The 20,494-nt window shown below is 76.0% G+C and carries 17 protein-coding genes; all 17 read left to right on the forward strand.

What is annotated here, in order from left to right; translation table 11 throughout:
• Positions 1 to 19 precede the first annotated feature (19 nt).
• A complete protein-coding gene (locus CLV37_RS00090) occupies positions 20 to 1,090 on the forward strand; it encodes a site-specific tyrosine recombinase XerD (protein WP_106205835.1) in 1,071 nt (356 codons plus the stop codon).
• A 117-nt stretch (positions 1,091 to 1,207) separates the two neighbouring features.
• Complete coding sequence (locus CLV37_RS00095; protein ID WP_425433597.1) at positions 1,208 to 2,296, forward strand: ParA family protein; 1,089 nt, start codon at positions 1,208 to 1,210, stop codon at positions 2,294 to 2,296.
• A gap of 223 nt (positions 2,297 to 2,519) precedes the next feature.
• Positions 2,520 to 5,120, forward strand: a complete 2,601-nt coding sequence (locus CLV37_RS00100) for an AMP-binding protein (protein WP_170126970.1) — start codon at positions 2,520 to 2,522, stop codon at positions 5,118 to 5,120.
• 162 nt (positions 5,121 to 5,282) lie between these two features.
• The gene (locus CLV37_RS00105; RefSeq protein ID WP_106205840.1) at positions 5,283 to 6,041 is read left to right on the forward strand and encodes an SAF domain-containing protein; all 759 of its coding nucleotides are present in this window, start codon (positions 5,283 to 5,285) and stop codon (positions 6,039 to 6,041) included.
• 4 nt (positions 6,042 to 6,045) lie between these two features.
• Positions 6,046 to 6,840: a CpaE/TadZ family protein gene (locus CLV37_RS00110; protein ID WP_106205842.1), complete on the forward strand. Its 795-nt coding sequence runs from the start codon at positions 6,046 to 6,048 to the stop codon at positions 6,838 to 6,840.
• Complete coding sequence (locus CLV37_RS00115) at positions 6,837 to 8,171, forward strand: TadA family conjugal transfer-associated ATPase (RefSeq protein ID WP_211298264.1); 1,335 nt, start codon at positions 6,837 to 6,839, stop codon at positions 8,169 to 8,171. Before CLV37_RS00110 ends, CLV37_RS00115 begins: the two co-directional genes overlap by 4 nt.
• Entirely contained in the window at positions 8,168 to 9,016 is an 849-nt protein-coding gene (locus CLV37_RS00120; protein ID WP_245885162.1) for a type II secretion system F family protein, read from the forward strand. The genes CLV37_RS00115 and CLV37_RS00120 overlap by 4 nt, the downstream gene beginning before the upstream one ends.
• Complete coding sequence (locus CLV37_RS00125; protein WP_211298265.1) at positions 9,013 to 9,975, forward strand: type II secretion system protein; 963 nt, start codon at positions 9,013 to 9,015, stop codon at positions 9,973 to 9,975. Before CLV37_RS00120 ends, CLV37_RS00125 begins: the two co-directional genes overlap by 4 nt.
• Before the next feature lie 24 nt (positions 9,976 to 9,999).
• The gene (locus tag CLV37_RS00130) at positions 10,000 to 10,230 is read left to right on the forward strand and encodes a hypothetical protein (RefSeq protein ID WP_106205846.1); all 231 of its coding nucleotides are present in this window, start codon (positions 10,000 to 10,002) and stop codon (positions 10,228 to 10,230) included.
• A complete protein-coding gene (locus CLV37_RS00135; RefSeq protein ID WP_106205848.1) occupies positions 10,194 to 10,622 on the forward strand; it encodes a TadE/TadG family type IV pilus assembly protein in 429 nt (142 codons plus the stop codon). Before CLV37_RS00130 ends, CLV37_RS00135 begins: the two co-directional genes overlap by 37 nt.
• Complete coding sequence (locus CLV37_RS27325; protein WP_170126971.1) at positions 10,619 to 11,023, forward strand: TadE/TadG family type IV pilus assembly protein; 405 nt, start codon at positions 10,619 to 10,621, stop codon at positions 11,021 to 11,023. The genes CLV37_RS00135 and CLV37_RS27325 overlap by 4 nt, the downstream gene beginning before the upstream one ends.
• Positions 11,020 to 11,478 (forward strand): pilus assembly protein TadG-related protein, encoded by a 459-nt coding sequence (locus CLV37_RS00145; protein ID WP_170126972.1) that lies wholly within the window; start codon positions 11,020 to 11,022, stop codon positions 11,476 to 11,478. The genes CLV37_RS27325 and CLV37_RS00145 overlap by 4 nt, the downstream gene beginning before the upstream one ends.
• Positions 11,475 to 12,035, forward strand: coding sequence for a hypothetical protein (locus tag CLV37_RS00150; protein ID WP_106205852.1), 561 nt, complete (start codon positions 11,475 to 11,477; stop codon positions 12,033 to 12,035). The genes CLV37_RS00145 and CLV37_RS00150 overlap by 4 nt, the downstream gene beginning before the upstream one ends.
• Positions 12,035 to 13,204 (forward strand): hypothetical protein, encoded by a 1,170-nt coding sequence (locus tag CLV37_RS00155; RefSeq protein WP_106205854.1) that lies wholly within the window; start codon positions 12,035 to 12,037, stop codon positions 13,202 to 13,204. The genes CLV37_RS00150 and CLV37_RS00155 overlap by 1 nt, the downstream gene beginning before the upstream one ends.
• 42 nt (positions 13,205 to 13,246) lie before the next feature.
• The gene (locus CLV37_RS27330) at positions 13,247 to 15,247 is read left to right on the forward strand and encodes a LysM peptidoglycan-binding domain-containing protein (protein WP_170126973.1); all 2,001 of its coding nucleotides are present in this window, start codon (positions 13,247 to 13,249) and stop codon (positions 15,245 to 15,247) included.
• A 128-nt stretch (positions 15,248 to 15,375) separates the two neighbouring features.
• Positions 15,376 to 15,672, forward strand: a complete 297-nt coding sequence (locus CLV37_RS00165; protein ID WP_106205859.1) for a WXG100 family type VII secretion target — start codon at positions 15,376 to 15,378, stop codon at positions 15,670 to 15,672.
• A 492-nt stretch (positions 15,673 to 16,164) separates the two neighbouring features.
• Positions 16,165 to 20,490 (forward strand): FtsK/SpoIIIE domain-containing protein, encoded by a 4,326-nt coding sequence (locus tag CLV37_RS00170; protein ID WP_106205861.1) that lies wholly within the window; start codon positions 16,165 to 16,167, stop codon positions 20,488 to 20,490.
• The last annotated feature ends 4 nt before the right edge of the window (positions 20,491 to 20,494 follow it).

Genomic DNA, 20,494 nt, shown 5'->3' on the forward strand with positions numbered 1-20,494 from the left:
GCCCACTAGGGTCGTCGGGGTGTCCGTCCAGCAGCTCGCCACGCCCCCGGACGTCCCCCGGGGCGTCCCCGCGGGAGAGGACCCGCCGGCGCTGGCCACGGCGGTGCGGGACTACCTGGGGCACCTGGAGGTCGAGCGGGGCCTGTCGGCCAACACCCTGGGCGCCTACCGCCGCGACCTGGCCCGCTACGTCCGCTTCCTCGCCGGGCGCGGGCTCACCGACCCCTCCGACGTGGACGAGCCGGTCGTCGCGGCCTTCGTCGTCGCGCTGCGCTCCGGGGAGGACGGCGGGACGCCCCTGACGGCGAGCTCCGCGGCGCGGACGGCCTCGGCCGTGCGCGGCTGGCACCGGTTCCTGCACGCCGAGGGTCGCAGCACCGACGACCCGGCCGTGCTCGTGCGCCCGCCGACTCCGCCGCGCCGGCTGCCGACGGCGTTGTCGATCGACGAGGTCACCCGGCTGCTGGAGGTGGCCGGGCTCGGCGGGGACGGCGAGCTGGCCGCGGTCCCGCTGCGCGACGCGGCCCTGCTGGAGCTGCTGTACGGCTGCGGCGCCCGCATCAGCGAGGCCGTGGGCCTCGACCTGGACGACGTCTCGCCCGACGTCCTGGGGGAGACGGGGGTGATCCGGCTGCGGGGCAAGGGGGCCAAGGAACGGATCGTCCCGGTCGGGCGACTGGCGCAGGCGGCGCTGGACCAGTACGTCGTGCGCTCGCGTCCCCAGCTGGTCGGTGGCGGCCGCGGCACCCCGGCGCTGTTCGTCAACACGCGCGGGGGGCGGCTGTCGCGGCAGAGCGCCTGGGCCGTCCTGCAGTCGGCCGCGCGGCGGGCCGGGATCACCCGGGCCGTCTCCCCGCACACCCTGCGCCACTCCTTCGCCACGCACCTGCTGCGCGGAGGCGCCGACGTGCGGGTCGTGCAGGAACTGCTGGGCCACGCCTCGGTGGCCACGACGCAGGTCTACACGCTGGTGACCGCCGAGCACCTGCGCGAGGCGCACGCGCAGTCCCACCCGCGGGCGACGTCCACGGACGATCCGCTCACGGTCCCTCACGACCCGTCGACACCACCACCCGTTCGAGCGGACTAAGGTCACCGCAGACCCGACCCGCCCCGACGACCGCCCGAGGAAGTGCCACCTCCCGTGACCAGCGAGTTCCCGCCCGCCACCGCCAGGCCCTCGGCCTTCGGCCCCGCCGTCGACGCCCTGCGCGTCGGTGGGCAGGGGGCCCAGGCGCAGCAGCCCCCGGTCTCGCGGCCCGCCGCTCCGTCGGTCGCGCAAGGAGCCTCGCAGGGACCCGCCGACGGATCGGCTCCCGCGCCGGACGCGGCACCGGTCACCGCGCCCGGCGAGGCGCCGGCGGGAGCACCCGCCGAGGCACCCGCAGAGGTGCCCCACCACGTCGCGACGTCCGCCGAGCCCCGCGCGGTCCAGGCCGAGATCGAGCTCGGTCCGCAGAACGGCCCGACGGGGCGGCCCGTGCCGACCTTCCCCGTGCCCGCGCCCCTGGACCACCACGGCCCGGCCCGGGTGATCTCGATGTGCAACCAGAAGGGTGGCGTCGGCAAGACGACGACGACCATCAACCTGGGCGCTGCGCTGGCCGAGTACGGCCGCCGCGTCCTGCTCGTCGACTTCGACCCGCAGGGGGCGCTGTCGGCGGGGCTGGGCATCAACCCCCACGAGCTCGACAAGACCGTCTACCAGCTCCTCATGGAGCGCGGGACGGACGTGCGCGAGGTCATCCGCGAGACCTCCGTGGAGGGTCTGGACCTGCTGCCGGCCAACATCGACCTGTCGGCGGCCGAGGTGCAGCTCGTCGGCGAGGTCGCCCGCGAGTCCGTGCTGGCCCGTGCCCTGCGCCCGGCGCTGGCCGACTACGACGTCGTCCTCATCGACTGCCAGCCCTCCCTGGGGCTGCTGACGGTCAACGCGCTGACGGCCTCGCACGGCGTGCTCATCCCGCTGGAGTGCGAGTTCTTCGCCCTGCGCGGCGTGGCGCTGCTGGTCGAGACGATCGAGAAGGTGCAGGAGCGGCTGAACCCGGCGCTGGAGATCGACGGCATCCTCGCGACGATGTACGACGGCCGGACGCTGCACAGCCGGGAGGTCGTGACGCGGGTCGTGGACGCCTTCGGCGACGACGTCTTCCACACCGTCATCGGGCGCACCGTGAAGTTCCCCGACGCGACGGTGGCGGCCGAACCCATCACCTCGTACGCCGGCAACCACCCGGGCGCCGAGGCCTACCGGCAACTGGCCCGGGAACTCGTGGCCCGCGGTGACGCCGCCTGAAACCTGCCGCAGCGTAAGGGTTTCGGCCGTATTCGATTCCACTGAGTGGGCCAGCAGAAACGTTCCGTGACGAAGTGTCCTCCGGTCGGAGCCTTCGCACCCCAGATCCCCGCTTGAGCCGTTCGGGGGACTCCGAACGGGCTATCGTCGGGCCCACGTGACCGGACAGCTTCCGGTCGGGGGAGGGGGCTCACCCGTGGGGGACACCGCAGGAACGAGTTTCGTGGGCGACGGGTTCACGACGTTCTCCGAGGAACACGCACAGGGACAGCTGCTCCCGCGCATCGTGGACGTGGCGCTCGCGCTCGCCGAGGAGGTCCTGGTCGCCGACCCCGGGAGCCGGCTGACCGGAGCCGACCTCCTGCGCCGCGCCGCGCTGGTGCGCGACGCCGTCGTCGCCCACCACGCCGGCACCGGCCGCGAGCCCCAGTCGGTCCCCGTCGCGGTCCTGCGCGGCCACGACGCGGGTGCCGTCGCGGCCCTCGTCGGCGTCATCGCCGCCGGCCACCCCGCCGTCGTCCTGGACCCGACCACCCCGGCGGTCCGGCTGCGGCACTACGTCGAGGCGGCGGGCGCCTCGCTCGTCGTCTCCGACGCCGCCCGCCGCGCCACGGCCGCCGAGGTCGCCGCGACCGTCGTCGACCCCGACCGCGACCCGCAGCGCGACCGGCCCGACCACGTCGAGGCCGCCGCGGCGCTGCTGGCCACCCCCGCCGCACCCGACGACGTCGCCGTCATCGTCTACACCTCGGGGTCGACCGGTGCGCCCAAGGGCGTGGCCTGCGACCACCGCTCGATCTTGCACGACACGTGGGTCAGCTCCGAGGGCACCGGCGCCTACCCCGCCGGCAGCGTCGTGGCCCACCTGCTGCCCATGGCCTTCAGCGCGGGGGTGACGCCCACCCTGGGCGGTCTGCTCGCCGGCGCCCGGCTGGAGCTGTTCGACCCCCGCCGCCGGCCCGTCACCGAGCTGGCGAGCTTCCTGGCCGAGGTCGGGGCCGACGTCCTGCTCGCCTCCCCGGCGATCCTGCGCGGGGTCATCGCCTCCCTGGGGCCCGCGGGCCGGCTGCCCGGGCTGAAGACGGTCACCATGGCCGGGGAGACGGTCCACGGCGCCGAGCTGGCCGCCGTCCGCCGCGCCGTCGGCCCGGAGTGCGTCGTGCGCAACCGCTACGGCTCCACCGAGACGTGGCTGATGACCGAGTACCCCATCAGCGGTGACGACGAGGCCCCCGAGGGCGCCACGCCCGTGGGCTGGGCCGTGCCCGGCGCGCGCCTGCAGGTCGAGCTCGAGGACGGCACCCGCCTCGACGAGGGCACCGGCCGCGTCGTCCTCACCAGCCGCTGGCTGGGGGGCAGGTACTGGAACGCGCCGGAGAAGACGGCGGAGGTGTTCTCCGACAACCCCGACGGGTCGCGGACGTTCCGCACCAGCGACGTGGGCACCCTGGGCGCCGACGGCTGCCTGCGCCTGCTCGGGCGCAGCGACCACAGCGTCAAGATCCGGGGCCTGCTCGTCGAACCCGGTGAGATCGACGCCCTGCTGTTCTCGCAGCCGGACGTCCGCGAGGCCCTCGTCGTCGGCCGGCCCAGCCCGCGCACGGGGCGCACCGCGCTCGTGGCCTACGTCGTGCCCGACGGACCCCGTCCCCAGGCCTCGGCCGTCCGGGCGGTCGTGCGCGCGAACCTGCCCTCGCACATGGTCCCCGAGCACGTCGTGTTCCTCGACGCGCTGCCGCGCACCGAGCGCGGCAAGCTCGACCGCTCCGCGCTGCCCGAACCGCCGCGCAGCAGCGCCCCCTTCGAGGTCCCCCGCTCGAGCTGGGAGGAGATCGTCTACGAGCAGTTCTGCGCCGTGCTCGAGCTCGAGGACCTCTCCGTGCACGACGACTTCTTCGAACTCGGCGGGGACTCCCTGGCCGCCGAGGCCCTCGTGAGCCGCATCGAGGCCCTCGGGGTCCCGGGCGTGCAGGGCATCGGGACGTCCCGGCTCGCCGAGGCCCCCACGGTGGCGTCCTTCGCCGTCGCGGTGCGCTCGACGAACCGCAACACCCGTCCCACCCTCGTGCCGCTGCGCACCGAGGGGCGGGGACGACCGCTGTTCCTCGTCGCCGGGGCCGGCAGCGCCGCCCTGGCGCTGCGCACCCTGGCGCAACGGCTCACCCCGGGGTTCCCCGTGCTGGGGCTGCAGGCCAACGGTCTGGAGAACAGGGCCCTGCCGGACTGGTCGGTCGAACGCATCGCCCGCCGGCACGTGGCGACCGTCCGTGAACAGCAACCGGACGGTCCGTACCGGATCGCGGGGCACTCCCTCGGTGGGCTCGTGGCCCTGGAGATGGCGCAGCAGCTGCGCCGGGCCGGTCAGGACGTCGAACTCCTCGCGATCGTCGACTCGTTCCCCCCGAACCCGGCGCTGGCGCCCGTCCCGCAGTACGAGAACACCCTCGCGAAGGTGAAGGAGGGGGCCTCGCTGGCCCTGACCGGCATCAAGGCCCACGCCGGTCTCGGTCACTACGTCCGGTTCTTCCGCCAGGGCAACTTCCTGCAGCGCAGGTACACCACCGACGTCTACCCCGGCCGCACGCTCGTCGTCGTGGCGTCCGAGGACGTCGACGCGGGAGCCCGCCGGCAGTGGGAACCCCACCTGAGCGGTGAGTTCCGCGTCGTCGAGGTCCCCGGGGAGCACATGTCGATCCTTCGGGACCCGCGCGTCGCCGAACCCGCCGCTCTGCTCTCGCGGTGGTTGCTGGGCGAGGAGAACCTCGACGAGGTGGTCGTCGACGTGCGGGACACCGCGAACGGGGCTGAACTCGCCGAACGCTGACCGCCCCGGGTGAGTTCCGCCGCCGCTGCGGCGGAACTCACCCGATGCGACCACACAGCGTCCTGCCGGCCTGCGCGAAGCGGGTGACGTCCTGCCCCCGGACGGCGCAACGGGCTGCGTTCCGTCACCGGTTCCCGGTGCCCGGCTGGCACTGTCGACGCCATGCCCTCCGCTGTCCCGACGCTGAAGCGCGCCCGCACCCGCGCCGACTCCGGCCCGCCCGCGACCGGCCCGGCCGCCGCCGACCGCCTGCCCGGGCCGGTCCGCGAACGCCGTCCCGCGCTCATCGCCTTCGGGTTGGTGCTCGTCGTGGGCGGCGCGCTGGGCAGCGCACTGGTGGTGCACCGCAGCGGTGACCGGGTCGACGTCCTCGTCGCCCGGCACGAGGTCGCCCCGGGCGCCCTCGTCACCGCCGACGACTTCGGGACCGCCCGAGTCGCCGCCGACGGCGCGGCCACCGTCCCGGCCAGCGCGCTGGCGAACTTCGTCGGGACCTACGCGACGACCCGGATCCCGGCCGACACCCTCGTCAACCGCACGATGTTCCTCGCCGGTGACAGCGTGCCCGCCGGCGCCGCCGTCGTCGGCGTGGTCCTCGGCCCCGAGCAGCGGCCCACCCAGGGGCTCGCCTCCGGCGACGTCGTCCGCGCCTACCTCGTCGCGGCCGACGGCTCCACGACCGTCACGGGCCAGCCCCCCGGCACGGTGCTGCTCGACGCCGCCCGGGTCGTCGCCGCCGGCACCCCGGCAGCCGGTCCGGCCGCGGGCCAGGTCGCGGTCGCCTCCGACTCCGGGACCGTCTCGCTGCTCGTGCCCACCGGTGACGCCGCGCAGGTCGTCGCCGCCGCCGCCGCCGGCCAGGTGGCCCTCGTGCGGCTCGCCGAGGCCACCACCCCGCCCGTCGACCTCGTGCGGGAGTGAACCCGTGGCCGTCGTGACCTTCCTGTCCGCCAAGGGATCGCCCGGCGTGACGACCACCGCCCTGCTGTGCGCGGCCCTGTGGCCCCGGCCGGCCGTCCTCGTCGAGGCCGACCCCGCCGGGGGTGACCTCCTCGCCCGGGTCCCCGCCGCCGACGGCTCCGTCCTGGACGCCGACCACGGGCTGCTCCCGCTGCTGACCACCGCCCGTCGCGGCCTGAGCGCCGCCCAGGTGCTCGAGCAGACCCAGCTCGTGGCGGGCGGCTCGCGCGTCGTCGTGGGTCTCGCCGGCTCCGAGCAGGCCCAGGCCGCCGGGTCCGGCTGGTCCGCCCTGGCCCGGGCCCTGCGCGAGGTGAGCCGCGAGCACGACGTCCTCGTCGACGCCGGACGCGTGGGGGCCGACCCCGTCCACCTCGACCTGCTGCGCGCCAGCGACGTCGTCACGCTCGTCGTGCGCGCGCAGGTCTCCGCCGTCCTGCACGCCCGCGAGCGGCTGCGCGTCCTGTCCGGTGCGCTGCGCCGGCCCGACGGTCTGCTGCCGCGCACGGGGGTCGTCGTCGTGGGCGACCTGCGCCGCCACGCCCGCGAGGTCGCCGACGCCACCGGGCTGCTGAGCGCCGTCGGGGACTGGGTGGACGACTTCGGGGCCCTGCCCCTGGACCCCGCCGGGGCCGCCGTCTTCGACGGCGCGCGCACGTCCCGCCCCGAGCGCACCGCCCTGGTCCGCAGCGGCCGGGCCCTGGTCGCCGACCTCGTCGCCGCGTCCACGGGCGCCGCCGGCACCGGACGGAGCGCCGCGTGAGCGCCGCGGTGGAGGAACGGCGCAGCGTCGACCACGACCTCGTGCGCCGGTTGCGCGCCGCGGTGGCCGACCGCCTCTCGGCCCAGCGCCGCCGCGACGACGCCGACGGGCGCGCGCCCATGTCGGCCGCCGACGAACGCCAGTTCGCCCGTTCCCTCGTCGTGCAGGTCCTCGAGGACCACGCCCGCGCCGAGCTCGAGGCCGGCCGCGCGCCGCTGTCGCCCGGCGGGGAGGAGGCCGTCGCCGCCGCCATCGTCGCCGCGCTGTTCGGCGTCGGCCGGTTGCAGCCGCTGCTGGAGGACCCCGACGTCGAGAACGTCGACATCAACGGCTGCGACCGCGTCTTCGTCTCCTACGCCGACGGGCGCGAGGAACTGCACGACCCCGTCGCCGAGTCCGACGAGGACCTCGTCGAACTCGTCCAGGTGCTCGCCTCGAACGTGGGCCTGACGAGCCGGCCGTTCGACGCCGCGAACCCGCAGCTGGACCTGCGGCTGCCCGACGGTTCGCGCCTGTCGGCCGTCATGGGGGTCTGCCGCCGGCCGGCCCTCAGCATCCGGCGGGCGCGGTTGTCCAGCGCCACGCTCGGCGACCTCGTTCGCTCGGGGACCATGACCGAGGACCTCGCGCAGTTCCTGCGCGCCGCCGTGCGGGCGCGCAAGAACATCATGATCGCGGGGTCGACGAACTCGGGGAAGACGACGCTGCTGCGCGCCCTGGCCTCCGAGATCCCCGCCCACGAAAGGCTCATCACCGTCGAGCGCGCGCTGGAACTCGGGCTCGACGCCCAGCCCGGGCACCCCAACGCCGTCGCCTTCGAGGAACGGCTGCCGAACTCCGAGGGGCTCGGCGGGGTGACGATGGCCGACCTCGTGCGCCGTTCGCTGCGCATGAACCCCAGCCGCGTCATCGTCGGGGAGGTCCTCGGCGACGAGATCGTCACGATGCTCAACGCCATGAGCCAGGGCAACGACGGGTCGCTGTCCACCATCCACGCGAACTCCTCCGCGGAGGTGTTCAACCGCATCGCCACGTACGCGCTGCAGGCCGAGGAGCACCTGCCCGTCGAGGCGAGCCACATGCTCGTCGCCGGTGCGGTGGACTTCGTGGTGTTCCTCGACAAGCAGAACACCTACCACTCCGGGGGCGGTCTGCGGCGCGTGGTCGCCAGCGTCCGGGAGGTCACCGGCGTGGACGGCCGCGTCCTGAGCTCGGAGGTCTTCCTCGCCGGGCGCGACGGCGTCGCGCGGGCCCACGCCCCCCTGCAGTGCGCCGACGACCTCGAAGCCGCCGGGTACGTCGCCCCCGTGCTCCAGCGGTGGGGCGCGTGAACGCCGCACCGGAGGTCCTCGTCGCGCTCACCGCGACCGGGGCCGGGCTCGGTCTGCTGCTCGCGGCGCTGGGGTTCTCCGGCCGCCTCGCCGGCCCGAGCTCGCGCCCGGGCCGGCGCCGCCCCGACCTGCTCACCCGGCAGGTCCTGCTGGGGCTGGGGGCGGGGGTCCTCACCCTGGTCCTGACCCGCTGGGTCGTCGCCGGGGTGGGCATCGGCCTGCTCGTCGCCTGCTGGCAGCGGCTGCTCGGCGGCAACGCCGAGGAGAACCGCGGCATCGCCCGCCTGGAGGCGCTCGCGACCTGGACGGAGTCGTTGCGCGACACCATCGCCGGGGCCATCGGGCTCGAGCAGGCCATCCCCGCCACGGCCGGCACCTCGGCCCCGGCGCTGCGCCCGTCGCTGAACCTGCTGGTCGACCGGCTGCGCATCCGCGAACCCCTGCCCGACGCGCTGCTGCGCTTCGCCGACGACGTCGACGACGCCAGCGCCGACGTGGTCGTGGCGGCCCTGGTGCTCAACGCCCGGTTGCGCGGGCCGGGGCTGCGCGACGTCCTGAGCGCGCTCGCGGCCTCGACCCGCGAGGAGCTCGACGTGCGGCGCCGCATCGAGGCCAGCCGCCGCAGCATCCGCCGCAGCGTGCAGATCGTGCTGCTCATCGTCCTGGGGGTCATGGGGTTGCTGGCCGTCTTCAACCGCGCCTACGTGGCGCCGTACTCCTCCTTCGCCGGGCAGGTCGCGCTCGTCCTCGTCGCGGCGCTCATGGTGCTCGGGCTGGTCTGGTTGCGCCGGCTGGCCACGGTCGAGACGCACGAGCGGTTCCTGGCGGGGGTGCGGGGCCGGTGAGCGACCTGCAGCTCGCCCTGGCCGCGGGCGCGGCGACGGCCGGGGGTCTGCTGGCCCTGGGCACCGCGTTCGTCCGTCCCCGGCCGTCGGTGGCCTCCCAGGTCGCCCGCGTCGAGGGTCTGCGCCGCTCGCACCAGCGGCAGGCGCTGTCGGCCGCGGAGGCCGCCGCGTCGGCCGCTCCCGACCGCGGGTTGTTCGGGGTGTCCGCGACCTTCGGGCGGGCGATGGCCCGGCTGGCCGACCGGCTCGAGGTCCTCGCCAGTGACCGCGGCTGGCGGTTGCGGCGCACCCGCGCCGACCTGGCCGTCCTGGGCCGGCGCACGGGGGAGTTCCTGGCGACGAAGGTCGTCGCTGCGCTCGTCCTGCTGCTGCTCGCCCCGGTCTGCTGGGTCGTCCTGCGCACCTTCGGGGTCCCCCTGCCCGGCGGTGTCCCGCTGTCGCTGGCCCTCGTGCTGGGCGGGACGGGTTTCGTCGTGCCGGACCTGGCGCTGCGCTCGGACGCGGCGCGTCGTCGGCGCGACTTCCGGCGCGTCGTCGGCGTGTTCTCCGACCTGGTCGCCATGAACCTCGCCGGGGGCCGCGGGCTGCCGGAGGCGCTGCTGAGCTCGGCCTCCGTCAGCGACTACTGGGCGCTCGTGCGGATCCGGCAGGCGCTGTCGGGGGCCCGGCTGTCGGGGAGCACCCCGTGGCAGGCGCTCGGGGACCTCGGCACGGAACTGGCCGTCGCCGAACTCGTCGACCTCGCCGGGGCGCTGGCCCTGGCCGCCGACGACGGTGCGAAGATCCGCGCCTCGCTCGCCGCCCGCGCCGCCACCCTGCGGCGCCGCGACATGGCCGACGTCGAGGGCGAGGCGGGGGAGAAGTCCCAGTCGATGCTCGTCGCCCAGCTCGTGCTGTGCACCGCGTTCATGGTGTTCCTCGCCTTCCCCGCCGTCCACAACCTCATGGCCACCTCGTGACCGGAACCCCTGAAGGAGAAACCCATGTCCCCCACCTCCCTCGCCCGCTGCGCGCGGGCGCTCTCGGCCCGCGCCCGGCGCGCGGCCCGCAGCGGTCGCGACGCCGGCGCCTCGGCGCTGGAGTGGGCGATCATCGCGGCCGTCGTGGTCGTGGCGGCCTCGCTCATCGGCGGGGCGATCTACAAGATCGTCCAGGACAAGAGCAGCGCCCTGGAGAAGTGCGCGTCCGTCGCCGTCGGCACCGCCTGCAGCTGAACGACCGGGGTTCGGCGGCCCTGGAGATGGCGTTCGTCGCCCCGGTGTTCCTGCTGCTGGTGTTCTTCGGGATCCAGGTGGGGTTGTGGGCCTACGGGCGCTCGGTCGCCCTGGCCGCCGCGCGCGAGGGCGTCGCGCAGCTGCGCGTCGTGCCCGACCCGCAGGTGGCGGCCCAGGCCGACCCCGTCGTGCGCCGGCACGTCGAGCAGTTCGCGACGACGATCGGCCGCGAGTCCCTCCTGGACCCGCGGGCGGTCACGGCGTGGAGCGCGGACCAGAGCTCCGTCACGGTCACCGTGACCGGGCACGTCATCAGCCTCGTGCCCGGCCTGGACCTGTCCACGACCCAGCACGCCGCGGGCACGCTGGAGCGGTTCGGGAGCGCCCGGTGACCCGCCGCGACGAGGGGTCGATCGCCCTGGAGTTCACGCTCGTCGCCCCGGCGCTCCTGCTGCTGATCCTGCTGCTGCTCGCCTACGCCCGGGTCACGGACGTGTCGGCGACCCTGGACACCGGGGTGCGCGACGCGGCCCGCGCGGCCACGACCTCGCGCGACCCCGCCGCGGCCCGCACCCGGGCGTTCGCCGTGGTGCGGGCCGCGGTCGGGCCGGGCAACTGCGCCGACAGCCTCACGGTCCCGCCCCTCGCGGAGTTCACCCCGGGCCGGGCCGTCACGGTCACGGCCCGGTGCACGTACTCGGTCGCCGACCTCGGGCTGCCCGGTCTGCCCGGTTCGTTCACGGTGACGAGTTCGTTCTCCTCACCCCTGGACCCCAACCGGGAGGTGTCGTGAAACCCCGCGACGAGGGGTCGATCGCCCCTGCGGTGCCGGTGCTCGCCCTGGTGCTGCTGCTGCTCGCCGGGCTCGTCGTCGACGCCTCCCGGCAGCTGACCGAACGCGGGCGGGCGGTCGCCTACGCCGAGGAGGCCGCCCGTGCCGGGGCGGCGGCCATCGAGCTCGACGCCCCCGACCTGGAACTCCTGCCCGACGAGCAGGTGGCCGCACGCGTCAACGCCTACTGCGGCGCCGCCGCGGCCGCGGGCGCCCCCCTCGTCGACCCGGGGAACTGCTTCCGCGGCACGACGCGGACCGGTGACCCGCAGGCCCGCCGGATCGTCGTGCAGACGCACGTGGAACTGGTGCAACCCACGACCCTCCTCGGGATCGTCGGGGTGCGCGAACTGCGGGCCTCCGGTGACGGCCGGGCCCGACCCTTCGAAGGAACCCGAGAGGAGGACGCCTCGTGAGCAGGACCCGGGTGCTGGTGCCCGCGCTGGTGCTGGCGGTGGCGCTGACCGCGTGCTCGCGCACCTCCGACGTGGCTCCGCCGGTGGCCGCCGCGCCGACGACCCCGTCGGTGGGCCCGACCGCTGCGACCGCCGAGTTTGACGGCGACGCCGCGGTGGGCGCGTTCCGCGCCTACCTGCGCGAACAGGCCCTGGCCGTCAACGCCGGGACCGCCGACCCGGCGCAGCTGCCGGGTTTCACCGCGACCCTGACCGCTGCGGGGCAGCAGTGGGCCCTGGCGCTGCTGGCCGACAACCTGGGGGACCGGATGCCCGGTCCCTACCCCTCCGGGGTCCTGGGCTCGACGCGCCCCTCGGCGGACCGCGTCGACCTCAGCCTCTGCCTGCAGGACCGGGGGTGGCAGGTGAACCGCACGACGGGACGACCCGTCAACGCCGCCCACTTCGCGACGGCCTCGGCCGTCGTGGTGCGCGTGGGCGAGCGCTGGCTCGTCGACGACGTCGTCAGCGACGGCGGGCAGTGCTCGGCGTCCGACGTCACCGTGGAGCGGTTCTGATGCCGCGTCTCAGTGGGGTCCTGGCGGCGCTGACCGTCGTGGTGCTGGTGTCGCTCGGCGGGCAGCCGGCGGTGGCCGCGGAGGCCGGGGGAGCGCGGCTGCTGTCCGCCTCGGCGGGCAACGACGTCTACAGCTCCGTGGGGGCCTGCTCGCTGTGGTCGAGCGCCGCCGGTTCGTACGGGATGAAGTGCTCCGGCGGCGGCAGGTACCGCAGTTTCCGCGACGTGCTCGGAGGCGCCGCGGTGCCCTCCTGCTGGCTGCTGCCGCCGGGCAGCGGGGGGAACCTCACCCCGAAGGACGCACGACCGTTCGCCGCACCCACCGCCGCGCCCACGCTGACCGCCGCGCCCGACCCCGGTTCCACGGGCACATCGACCTCCGTCCCGACCCCCGTCCCCACGTCGGTGCCCACGTCGGTGCCCACGTCGGTTCCGGTGACGCCGAACGCACCGGCCGGGGACACCCCGCCCGTGGCGCAGGAACCGGTCCCGACGCAGGAACCGTCCGCGACGGAGACGACGCCGGTGGAGCAGCCGGAGAAGTTCCTGCAGGTCTGCCTCTCGAGCCCGCCGAACCCCGTCACCCTCGCCCCCACGTGGGACATGAGGTTCGACGTGACCACGGACGCCGAGTGGCTGCGCAGCGATCCCCGACGGCCCCCGTTCTGGTTCGAGCTGACCGCGGGGCAACGCGCGTGGCTGACCCGCGCGGAGTACTGGGGGAACATCGACGAGGGCACCCTGCTGACCTCCCCGTCGCGGACCCCGCGCATCGGTCAGACCGTCGCGTTCTCCGTCGAGGGCGAGTTCGGCCGGCCCATCGGCGAGGGGGGAGCCGTCATGCGCGGTGAACTCACGGCGCTGGAGGTCGTGACGGGCGAACCCGGCCGGCCCGTCGTCCGCTGCAGCGGCGGCGGGCGCGAACTGGTCGCGGGGCAGGCCGACCGCACCGGGCCCGGCGTCTGCTCGTTCGTCTTCCGGCAGACGTCGGCGGGCCGGAACGGGCCGGTGCCCGACACGTACGCCGTCGCGGGCACCGAGGTCTGGGTCATCGAGGCCAGCGCCGACGGCGGGGCGACGTGGACGCAGGTGCGCGAGGTCCGCCGCGACGTCCGCCTGAACCTGCGGGTCACCGAGGTCCAGACCCTCGTCGTCCCCCTGAACCCGTGAACCCGTGAACCTCTGGATCCTCGAACCCGTGGAGAACACCCCGTGAGCACCCTCACCCCGGCGAGGACCCCTCGTCCCGCCTCCCGGTTGCCCCGCGCACCCCTCACCCCGCGCGAGCGGGCGGGCGAGGTCGTGCGGGGTCTGGTGGCCGCCGCGGTCCTGCTCGCGGTGCTCGTCGGCGTCCCCTGGGCCCTGGTCGCCCTCGTCGGCGACCCGCTGCCCACGACCGCGCCCACCCTCGGCTGGCTGGACGCGGAACTGTCCGCGTCCGCGGTGCTCGACGTGCTCGCCGTCGTCCTGTGGGTGCTGTGGGGGCACTTCGTCGTCTGCGTCCTGGCCGAGTTCCGGGCCTGGGCCGTCGGGGCGCGCTCGGGGACGGTGCCGTTCGGCGGCGCGAACCAGCTCTTCGCCCAGCGCCTCGTGGCCGCGGTGCTGCTCCTGGCCTCCGGTGCGGTGTGGGTCCCGGGCACGGGGACGGCGGTCAGCGCCGTCCCCGTCGCGGCCAGCGTCCCCGCGGCGACCGCGGGCGCCGAGGCCGGCGCGGCCCGCAGCGCACCGGTGCCCGCGGACCCCACGGACCTCGCGCACCCCGCGAGTCCCGGGAACTCCGGGAACTCCGGGAACTCCGGGAACTCCGGGAACTCCGGGAACTCCGGGAACCCCGGGAACTCCGGGAACTCCGGGAACCCCGGGAACTCCGGGAACTCGACCACCGCACCCGACCCCCTCGCCGGGACCGTCACGTACGTCGTGCACCCGCCGCAGGGTCGCTACCACGACTGCCTCTGGGACATCGCCCAGCGCACCCTCGGCGACCCGCTGCGGTACCAGGAGATCTTCGAGCTGAACGAGGACCGGGTCCAGGCCGACGGCTCGCGGCTCGTGGACGCCGACCTGATCCGCCCGGGGTGGGTCCTGCTGCTGCCGGCCGACGCGGTCGGCGGGCAGGCCGGGGTCCAGGCCCCCGCGGTGCGGGTGGCCGACGCCCCCGCCGTCGACCCGGGGTGGGCGGTGACCGCGACGAGCGGGGCGCCCACCGCGGCTGCAGCCGAGGTCCAGCCCGACGACCAGGCCGACGCCCGGGCCGACGAGACGGGCGCCCGGGCGGTGCTCAGCGGCGGTCTCCTCCTCGCCGGTGTCCTCGTCGCCCTGCGCCGCCCCGCGGTGGCCCGCGGTGCGACGGAGCCGGAACTGCCCGGAGCCGACCCCGCCCGCGCGGCGTTCCTCGACCGCGCGCTGCGGCACCTGAGCGCCGGCCGCGCCGCAGCGAGCCTGCCGCTGCCCGAGGTCGTCGTCGCGCACCTGTCGGCCGACGAACTCGTCCTGCACCTCGGCACCCACCTGAGCGGTGCCGCCGCCGAACCGCCGGCGCCCTGGACGGTGCTGCCCGGGGGCGCCTGGCGGGTCGGGCGCGCCGACCTGCCCGCCGAGGACGACGCGGTGGTCGCGGGGGCCGCGGCGCCCTTCCCCGCGCTGGTCGACGTGGCGGTCCACGGGGACCACGAGATCCTCCTCGACCTCGAGAGCGCCCCGGGGGTCGTCGCGCTCGGCGGCGACGCCGACGTCGCCCGGGACGTGGTGACGTCGATGGCCGTCGAACTCGCCACGAACTCCTGGTCGGACGGCGTCGAGGTCCACCTCGTGGGTTTCGGGGACGACCTGTCGGTGCTGTCCCCGGACACCGTGCGTTCGCACGCGGTGCTCGACGACCTCCTGGACCGGCTCGAACGAGAACCCCGCCCGGTCGGCGACCGCCTGCTGGCCGGTCGCGCCGACCGCAGGGCCGACCGGGTCCGCCCGGTCCTGGTCGCCGTCTCGGGAACTCCCACCGAGGTGCAGGCGCAGCGTCTGCACGCCCTGACGTCGACCGGGCGGACGCCCGTCGCGGTGGTCTGCGTCGGGGACCTGCCGAGCGCGAGCTGGCGCTTCGCCGTGGACCCCGCCGGTCACCTCGACCTCGGGGTGCTCGGGCTGCGGGGGACCGCGCGCCGGCTCACGCGCGAGCAGTACGAACCCTGGCTCACGGGTCTGCAGAACCCCTGAGCCCCGCAGAACTCCCCCGACCCGGGGGTGTGAGGAACCCCGCGCCGCGTGGCCCGGGGTTCCCGTGGAAGGAAACCCCGCACCGCCCGGTGCGGGGGACGCAGCACGACCGGAGGAGCAGGCCCACCATGGCGAACCTGAACGTCACCTACGACGACATGCGCAGCGCGGCGACGAACCTGGAGCACGGCAAGGCCGAGATCGCCGACAAGCTGTCGCGGCTCAAGGCCCTCGTCGACTCCCTCGTGTCCGGCGGCTACGTCACCGACCGGTCCTCGGTCGCGTTCAAGGACTCCTACGACGAGTTCAACACCGGGATCACCCAGGTCCTCGAAGGCCTGTCCGGGATGTCCGGTTACCTGAACAGCGCCGCCCAGACGCTGTCCGACGCCGACTCCCAGCTCGCCGCGAGCCTGGGCCGCTGACCCACCGCACGTGCCGGGCACCCCTGCGGGGGTGCCCGGCGGGGCCACGACGGGAGATCGGGAGGGTCGTCCACGTGGCGATCTCGGCAGTCGCACGACGCGTGAGCGTGGACGTGGGAGGTGCGCGCTGCGGGGTGCACCGCGACGGTGCTGCGGAACCCTCGTGGATCGTCGTCGTGCCGGCCGACCCCGCAGCGGCGGTCACGTTCGACGGGGACGCCACCGCGAAGGGGTACCCCGTCATCCTCGGGATCCGTGCCCGCGAACGGTTCCTGGACGCCGGTGAGTGGCCGCGCGCTGCGGGGTTCAACGCCCGAACGGTCGAGGTCCCCGACCACGCCGACGTTCACGGGTCACCACCGGCCCACCCGTCCGGCGGGTCTCGACGGGTGACGCGGGCCCGCCGCGGTGCTCCGCCCGGGCGACGGCCCGCCCGCCCGCCCGGCCGCACCGGTCACGCTGGAGGACCACCGCAGAACCCGAGGAGCAGTCGTGCGTCTGGCCGTCACGGTCGTCGACCCCCGCGCGGGGGAACGTCGTGACGTCGTCGTCGAGGCGGACCCGCGCACCCCGTTCACCGACCTCGCGCCGGTCCTGGGGACCGCCGGCGCGCCGGTGTTCCACGCCGGTGCCGAACTCGACCCCGGCACCCCGTTGCAGGACACCGGCCTGCACGAGGGGTCCGTCCTCAGCGTCCACGACGCCAGCGGCTGCGTGCCCGCCGAACCCCGCGGACTCGTCGAACTGCGCGTCGTCGGCGGCGTCGGAGCCGGTGCGGTGCACCGGCTCGGCGTCGGCGAGCACCTGGTGGGTCCGGCCGGCACGGTCGTCGTCGACGGGCCGGCGAGCGTGCGGGTCGCGGTGGCGCCGACCGGGGCGGTGACCGTCAGCGCCGTCGAGGGCGGACCCCGGCTGGAGACGACGGCGCTGGCGGGCCCCGAGCTGTGGGTCGCCGGGGACCTCGTCGACCTCGGTGCGGTCCTGCTCGGGATCGAGCGCCCCAGCGCGCCCGACGCGGTCCTGGACCCCGCCGCCCCGTCGGCCGACGACGTCGTCGGCCTCGACTACAACCGCCCGCCGCGGCTGCTGCCGCCCGAGCGGACCACGAGGTTCCGGTTGCCCGCCCCGCCGGCGGACCCGGTGCGCCGCCCGTTCCCCGTCGTCGCGGCCCTCGTCCCGCTGCTCATGAGCGCGGTGATGGTGTTCACGACCCACAACCACCGGTACCTGGCCATCGGCCTGCTGAGCCCGGTCGCGGTGGTCGCCAACGCCATCGTCGACCGGCGCGCCGGTCGCACCACGCACCGCGAACTCCTCGCGCGGTACCGGCAGCGCAAGCGCGCCGTCGAGGCCGACGCCGCGCAGGCCCTCGTCACGGAACGCCGCGCCCGGCGGCAGGTCGCCCCCGACCCCGCCGAGCTGCTGCTGACCGCGATCGGCCCCCGGGCCCGGTTGTGGGAACGCCGCCGCCGCGACGGCGACCACCTCGTCGTGCGGATCGGCCTGGCGGACCTGCCCTCCGACGTCGTCCTGGAGGACCCCGAGGAGCTCGAGCACCGCCGCCGGGTCAGCGAGGTCGCCCACCGGGTACCCGTCACCCTCGGCCTGCGCGACCACCCGGTCACCGGGGTCGCCGGGCCGCGGGCGCGCGAGGTCGCCGCCCGCTGGCTGGTCCAGCTCGCCGTGCTGCAGAGCCCGCGGGACGTGTCGCTGCACGTCCTGACCACCCCGGAGGCGATGGCGTCCTGGGACTGGGTGCGCTGGGTCCCGCACGCGCGGGCCGAGGCCGGGGGTGCGGCCGGGGTGTCCGTCGGGACGACCACCGAGACGTGGGCACGCCGGGTGGCCGAGCTGACGGCCGTGCTCGAGGACCGCCGCCGCGACCTCGCCGCCGCCGGACCCGGGGCCCGCCTGGACGCCCCCGACCTCGTCGTCGTGCTCGACGGGGCCCGCCGCCTGCGCGCCCTGCCGGGGGTCGTGACGCTGCTCACCGACGGCCCGGCCCTCGGGATCCACCTCGTCTGCTGCGAGGAGGACCGCCGTTCGCTGCCCGAGGAGTGCACGGCCGTCGTCGAACCGGACCGGGGCGCGACCTGGCGCGTCGGGCGCCAGGGGCACGCCGAGGTCACCGGGGTCGTCGCGGACGAGCCCGGGCCCACGTGGGCCCCGCGGATCGCCCGCGCGCTCGCCCCCGTGCGCGACGCCGGCGGCGACGAGACCGGCGCGGGCCTGCCCGCCGCGTCCCGGCTGCTCGACGTCCTCGGGCTGGAACCGCCCACCGCGCAGGCGGTCTCGGCCCGCTGGGTGTTGAGCCCCGCGAGCACCACGGCGGTCGTGGGGGAGTCCCTCGACGGCCCGTTCGGCATCGACCTGCGCGCCGACGGCCCGCACGGGCTCATCGCGGGCACGACGGGCTCGGGCAAGTCCGAGCTCCTGCAGACGATCGTCGCCTCCCTGGCGGTGGCGAACCGGCCCGACGCCATGACGTTCGTGCTCGTCGACTACAAGGGCGGCGCGGCGTTCAAGGACTGCGTGGACCTGCCGCACACCGTCGGGATGGTCACCGACCTCGACACCCACCTCGTCGGGCGGGCGCTGACCTCGCTGGGCGCCGAGCTGCGCCGCCGCGAGCACCTCCTGGCGGCGGTCGGCGCCAAGGACTTGGAGGACCACGACGACCTGCGCCGGGCCGACCCCTCGATCGGGGCGCTGCCGCGCCTGCTCATCGTCATCGACGAGTTCGCCTCCCTGGCCCGCGAACTGCCCGACTTCGTGACGGGCCTGGTGGACGTCGCCCAGCGCGGCCGGTCCCTGGGCATCCACCTGCTGCTCGCCACCCAGCGCCCCACGGGGGTCGTCAGCGCCGAGATCCGGGCGAACACCACCCTGCGGATCGCCCTGCGCGTCACCGACGCGGCCGAGAGCACCGACGTCCTGGACGCCGCCGACGCCGCGCGCATCCCCCGGTCCGTCCCGGGCCGGGCCTACGTCAGGCTCGGTCACGGCTCGCTCGTCCCGTTCCAGTCCGGTCGCGTCGGGGGCCGGCGCCCCGGGGTCGCCGCCGACGCCGCCGTGCCCGCCCCGTGGGCGGCCCCGTGGCCCGGTCACGACGTCGGACGCCCCGCCCCGCGCCGCCCGAAGGGCCCGGCGGTCGCCGACGACGCCTCGCAGACGGACCTCGGGCACCTCGTCGCCGCGGTCCGCGGCGCCGCCGCCGCCCTCGACGTGCCCGCGCCGCACAGCCCGTGGCTGCCCCCGCTGCCCGACCTGCTGCCCGTGGCGGACCTGCCCGACCCCGACGCGCCGAACGCCGCGAGCTTCGGGGTCGTCGACGTGCCCGAGCACCAGCGCCGCGACGCCCTGGAGTTCGACCTCGACCGCGACGGCCACCTGTACGTCGTCGGTGCTCCCCGCAGCGGCCGCTCGCAGGTCCTGCGGACCCTCGCCGCGCGGCTGGCCGAGAAGGTCGCGGCGGCCGACCTGCACCTGTACGGCCTCGACTGCGGCGGGGGAGCCCTGCTGGCCCTGGGGGCCCTGCCGCACACCGGGGCCGTCGTCCAGCGCACCGACACCGCCCGCGCCGTCCGGCTGCTGAACCGGTTGCGCGAGGAGGTGCTGCGCCGCCAGGGCGAGCTCGGGGCGCTGGGGGTCGCCGACATCGGTGAGCAGCGGGCCCGCTCCGGCGAGCCCTGGCCGCACCTCGTCCTGCTGCTCGACCGCTGGGAGGGCTTCCTCGGCGGCCTGGCCGAGCTCGACGGGCAGGCCCCGCTCGAGCTCGTGCACCTGCTGCTGCGCGAGGGGGCGGGCGTCGGCGTGCACGTCGTCGTGGCCGGCGACCGGCAGCTGCTCACCGGCCGCACGGGGACGTTCGTGGAGGACAAGCTGCTGCTGAGCCTGAGCGACAAGGCCGACGCCGTCCTCGCCGGGCTCAGCGCCCGGCAGGTCCCCGACGCGATGGTCCCCGGCCGGGTGCTGCGCACGCGGACCGGCGGTCAGGAGGCGCAGGTCGCCACGCTCGCAGCGGACCCCTCGGGGCCGGCGCAGGTCGCCGCGCTGACGGCCCTGGGCGAGCGGCTGCGCGCCCGCGACGCCGGCCTGCCGCGGCACCGGCGCCCCTTCCGGCTCGACACGCTGCCGGCCCGGCTCGACTACGAGCAGGCGTGGGAGTTGACCGAACGGGGCCCGGACCGCCTCGTCGCGCTCGTCGGCGTCGGTGGCGACGACCTGAGCGGCCTGGGGCCGGACCTGCTCGCCGGAGCGGGGACCGCGGTCGTGGCCGGGCCCGCGCGCTCGGGGCGCAGCACCGTCCTGCTGACCATGGCCCGCTCCCTGCTCGACCAGGGCGCTCAGGTGGTGATCGCCGCGCCGCGGCCCTCCCCGCTGCGCGACCTCGCGGGCCGGCCCGGTGTGCGGGCCGTGCTCACCGGCGAGGACCTGACCGTCGCGCAGCTGGAACCGCTGCTGGGCCCGGAGGCCGGACCGGCCGTGCTCCTCGTCGACGACGCCGAGCTGCTGAGGAACTGCTCCGCCGACGCCTGGCTGGCCGCCTTCGTCGCCCGCGCCGGCCGCGACGGCAGCGGCGTGGTCCTCGCCGGCGACACCGCCGAGATCGCCTCGGGGTTCTCCAACTGGCAGGTCCCGTTGCGGCGCAACCGGTGCGGTGTCCTCATCGCGCCGGCCGACACCATGGCCGGCGACCTGCTCGGCGTCCGGCTGCCGCGCAGCGCGCTCGGCGCCCCCGCCCAGCCGGGCCGGGTCCTGCTGCACACCGGCGACGGCGAGCTGCGCACGGTGGCCGTGCCCCGCTCGGTAGCCTGACCCC

Origin of the sequence: Kineococcus rhizosphaerae (assembly GCF_003002055.1) — a bacterium.
GTDB lineage: Bacteria > Actinomycetota > Actinomycetes > Actinomycetales > Kineococcaceae > Kineococcus > Kineococcus rhizosphaerae.

Coding starts and splice junctions, on each gene's coding strand:
- CLV37_RS00105 (WP_106205840.1), top strand. CDS start 5,283: ATGCCCTCCGCTGTCCCGACGCTGAAGCGCGCCCGCACCCGCGCCGAC.
- CLV37_RS00130 (WP_106205846.1), top strand. CDS start 10,000: ATGTCCCCCACCTCCCTCGCCCGCTGCGCGCGGGCGCTCTCGGCCCGC.
- CLV37_RS00155 (WP_106205854.1), top strand. CDS start 12,035: ATGCCGCGTCTCAGTGGGGTCCTGGCGGCGCTGACCGTCGTGGTGCTG.
- CLV37_RS00165 (WP_106205859.1), top strand. CDS start 15,376: ATGGCGAACCTGAACGTCACCTACGACGACATGCGCAGCGCGGCGACG.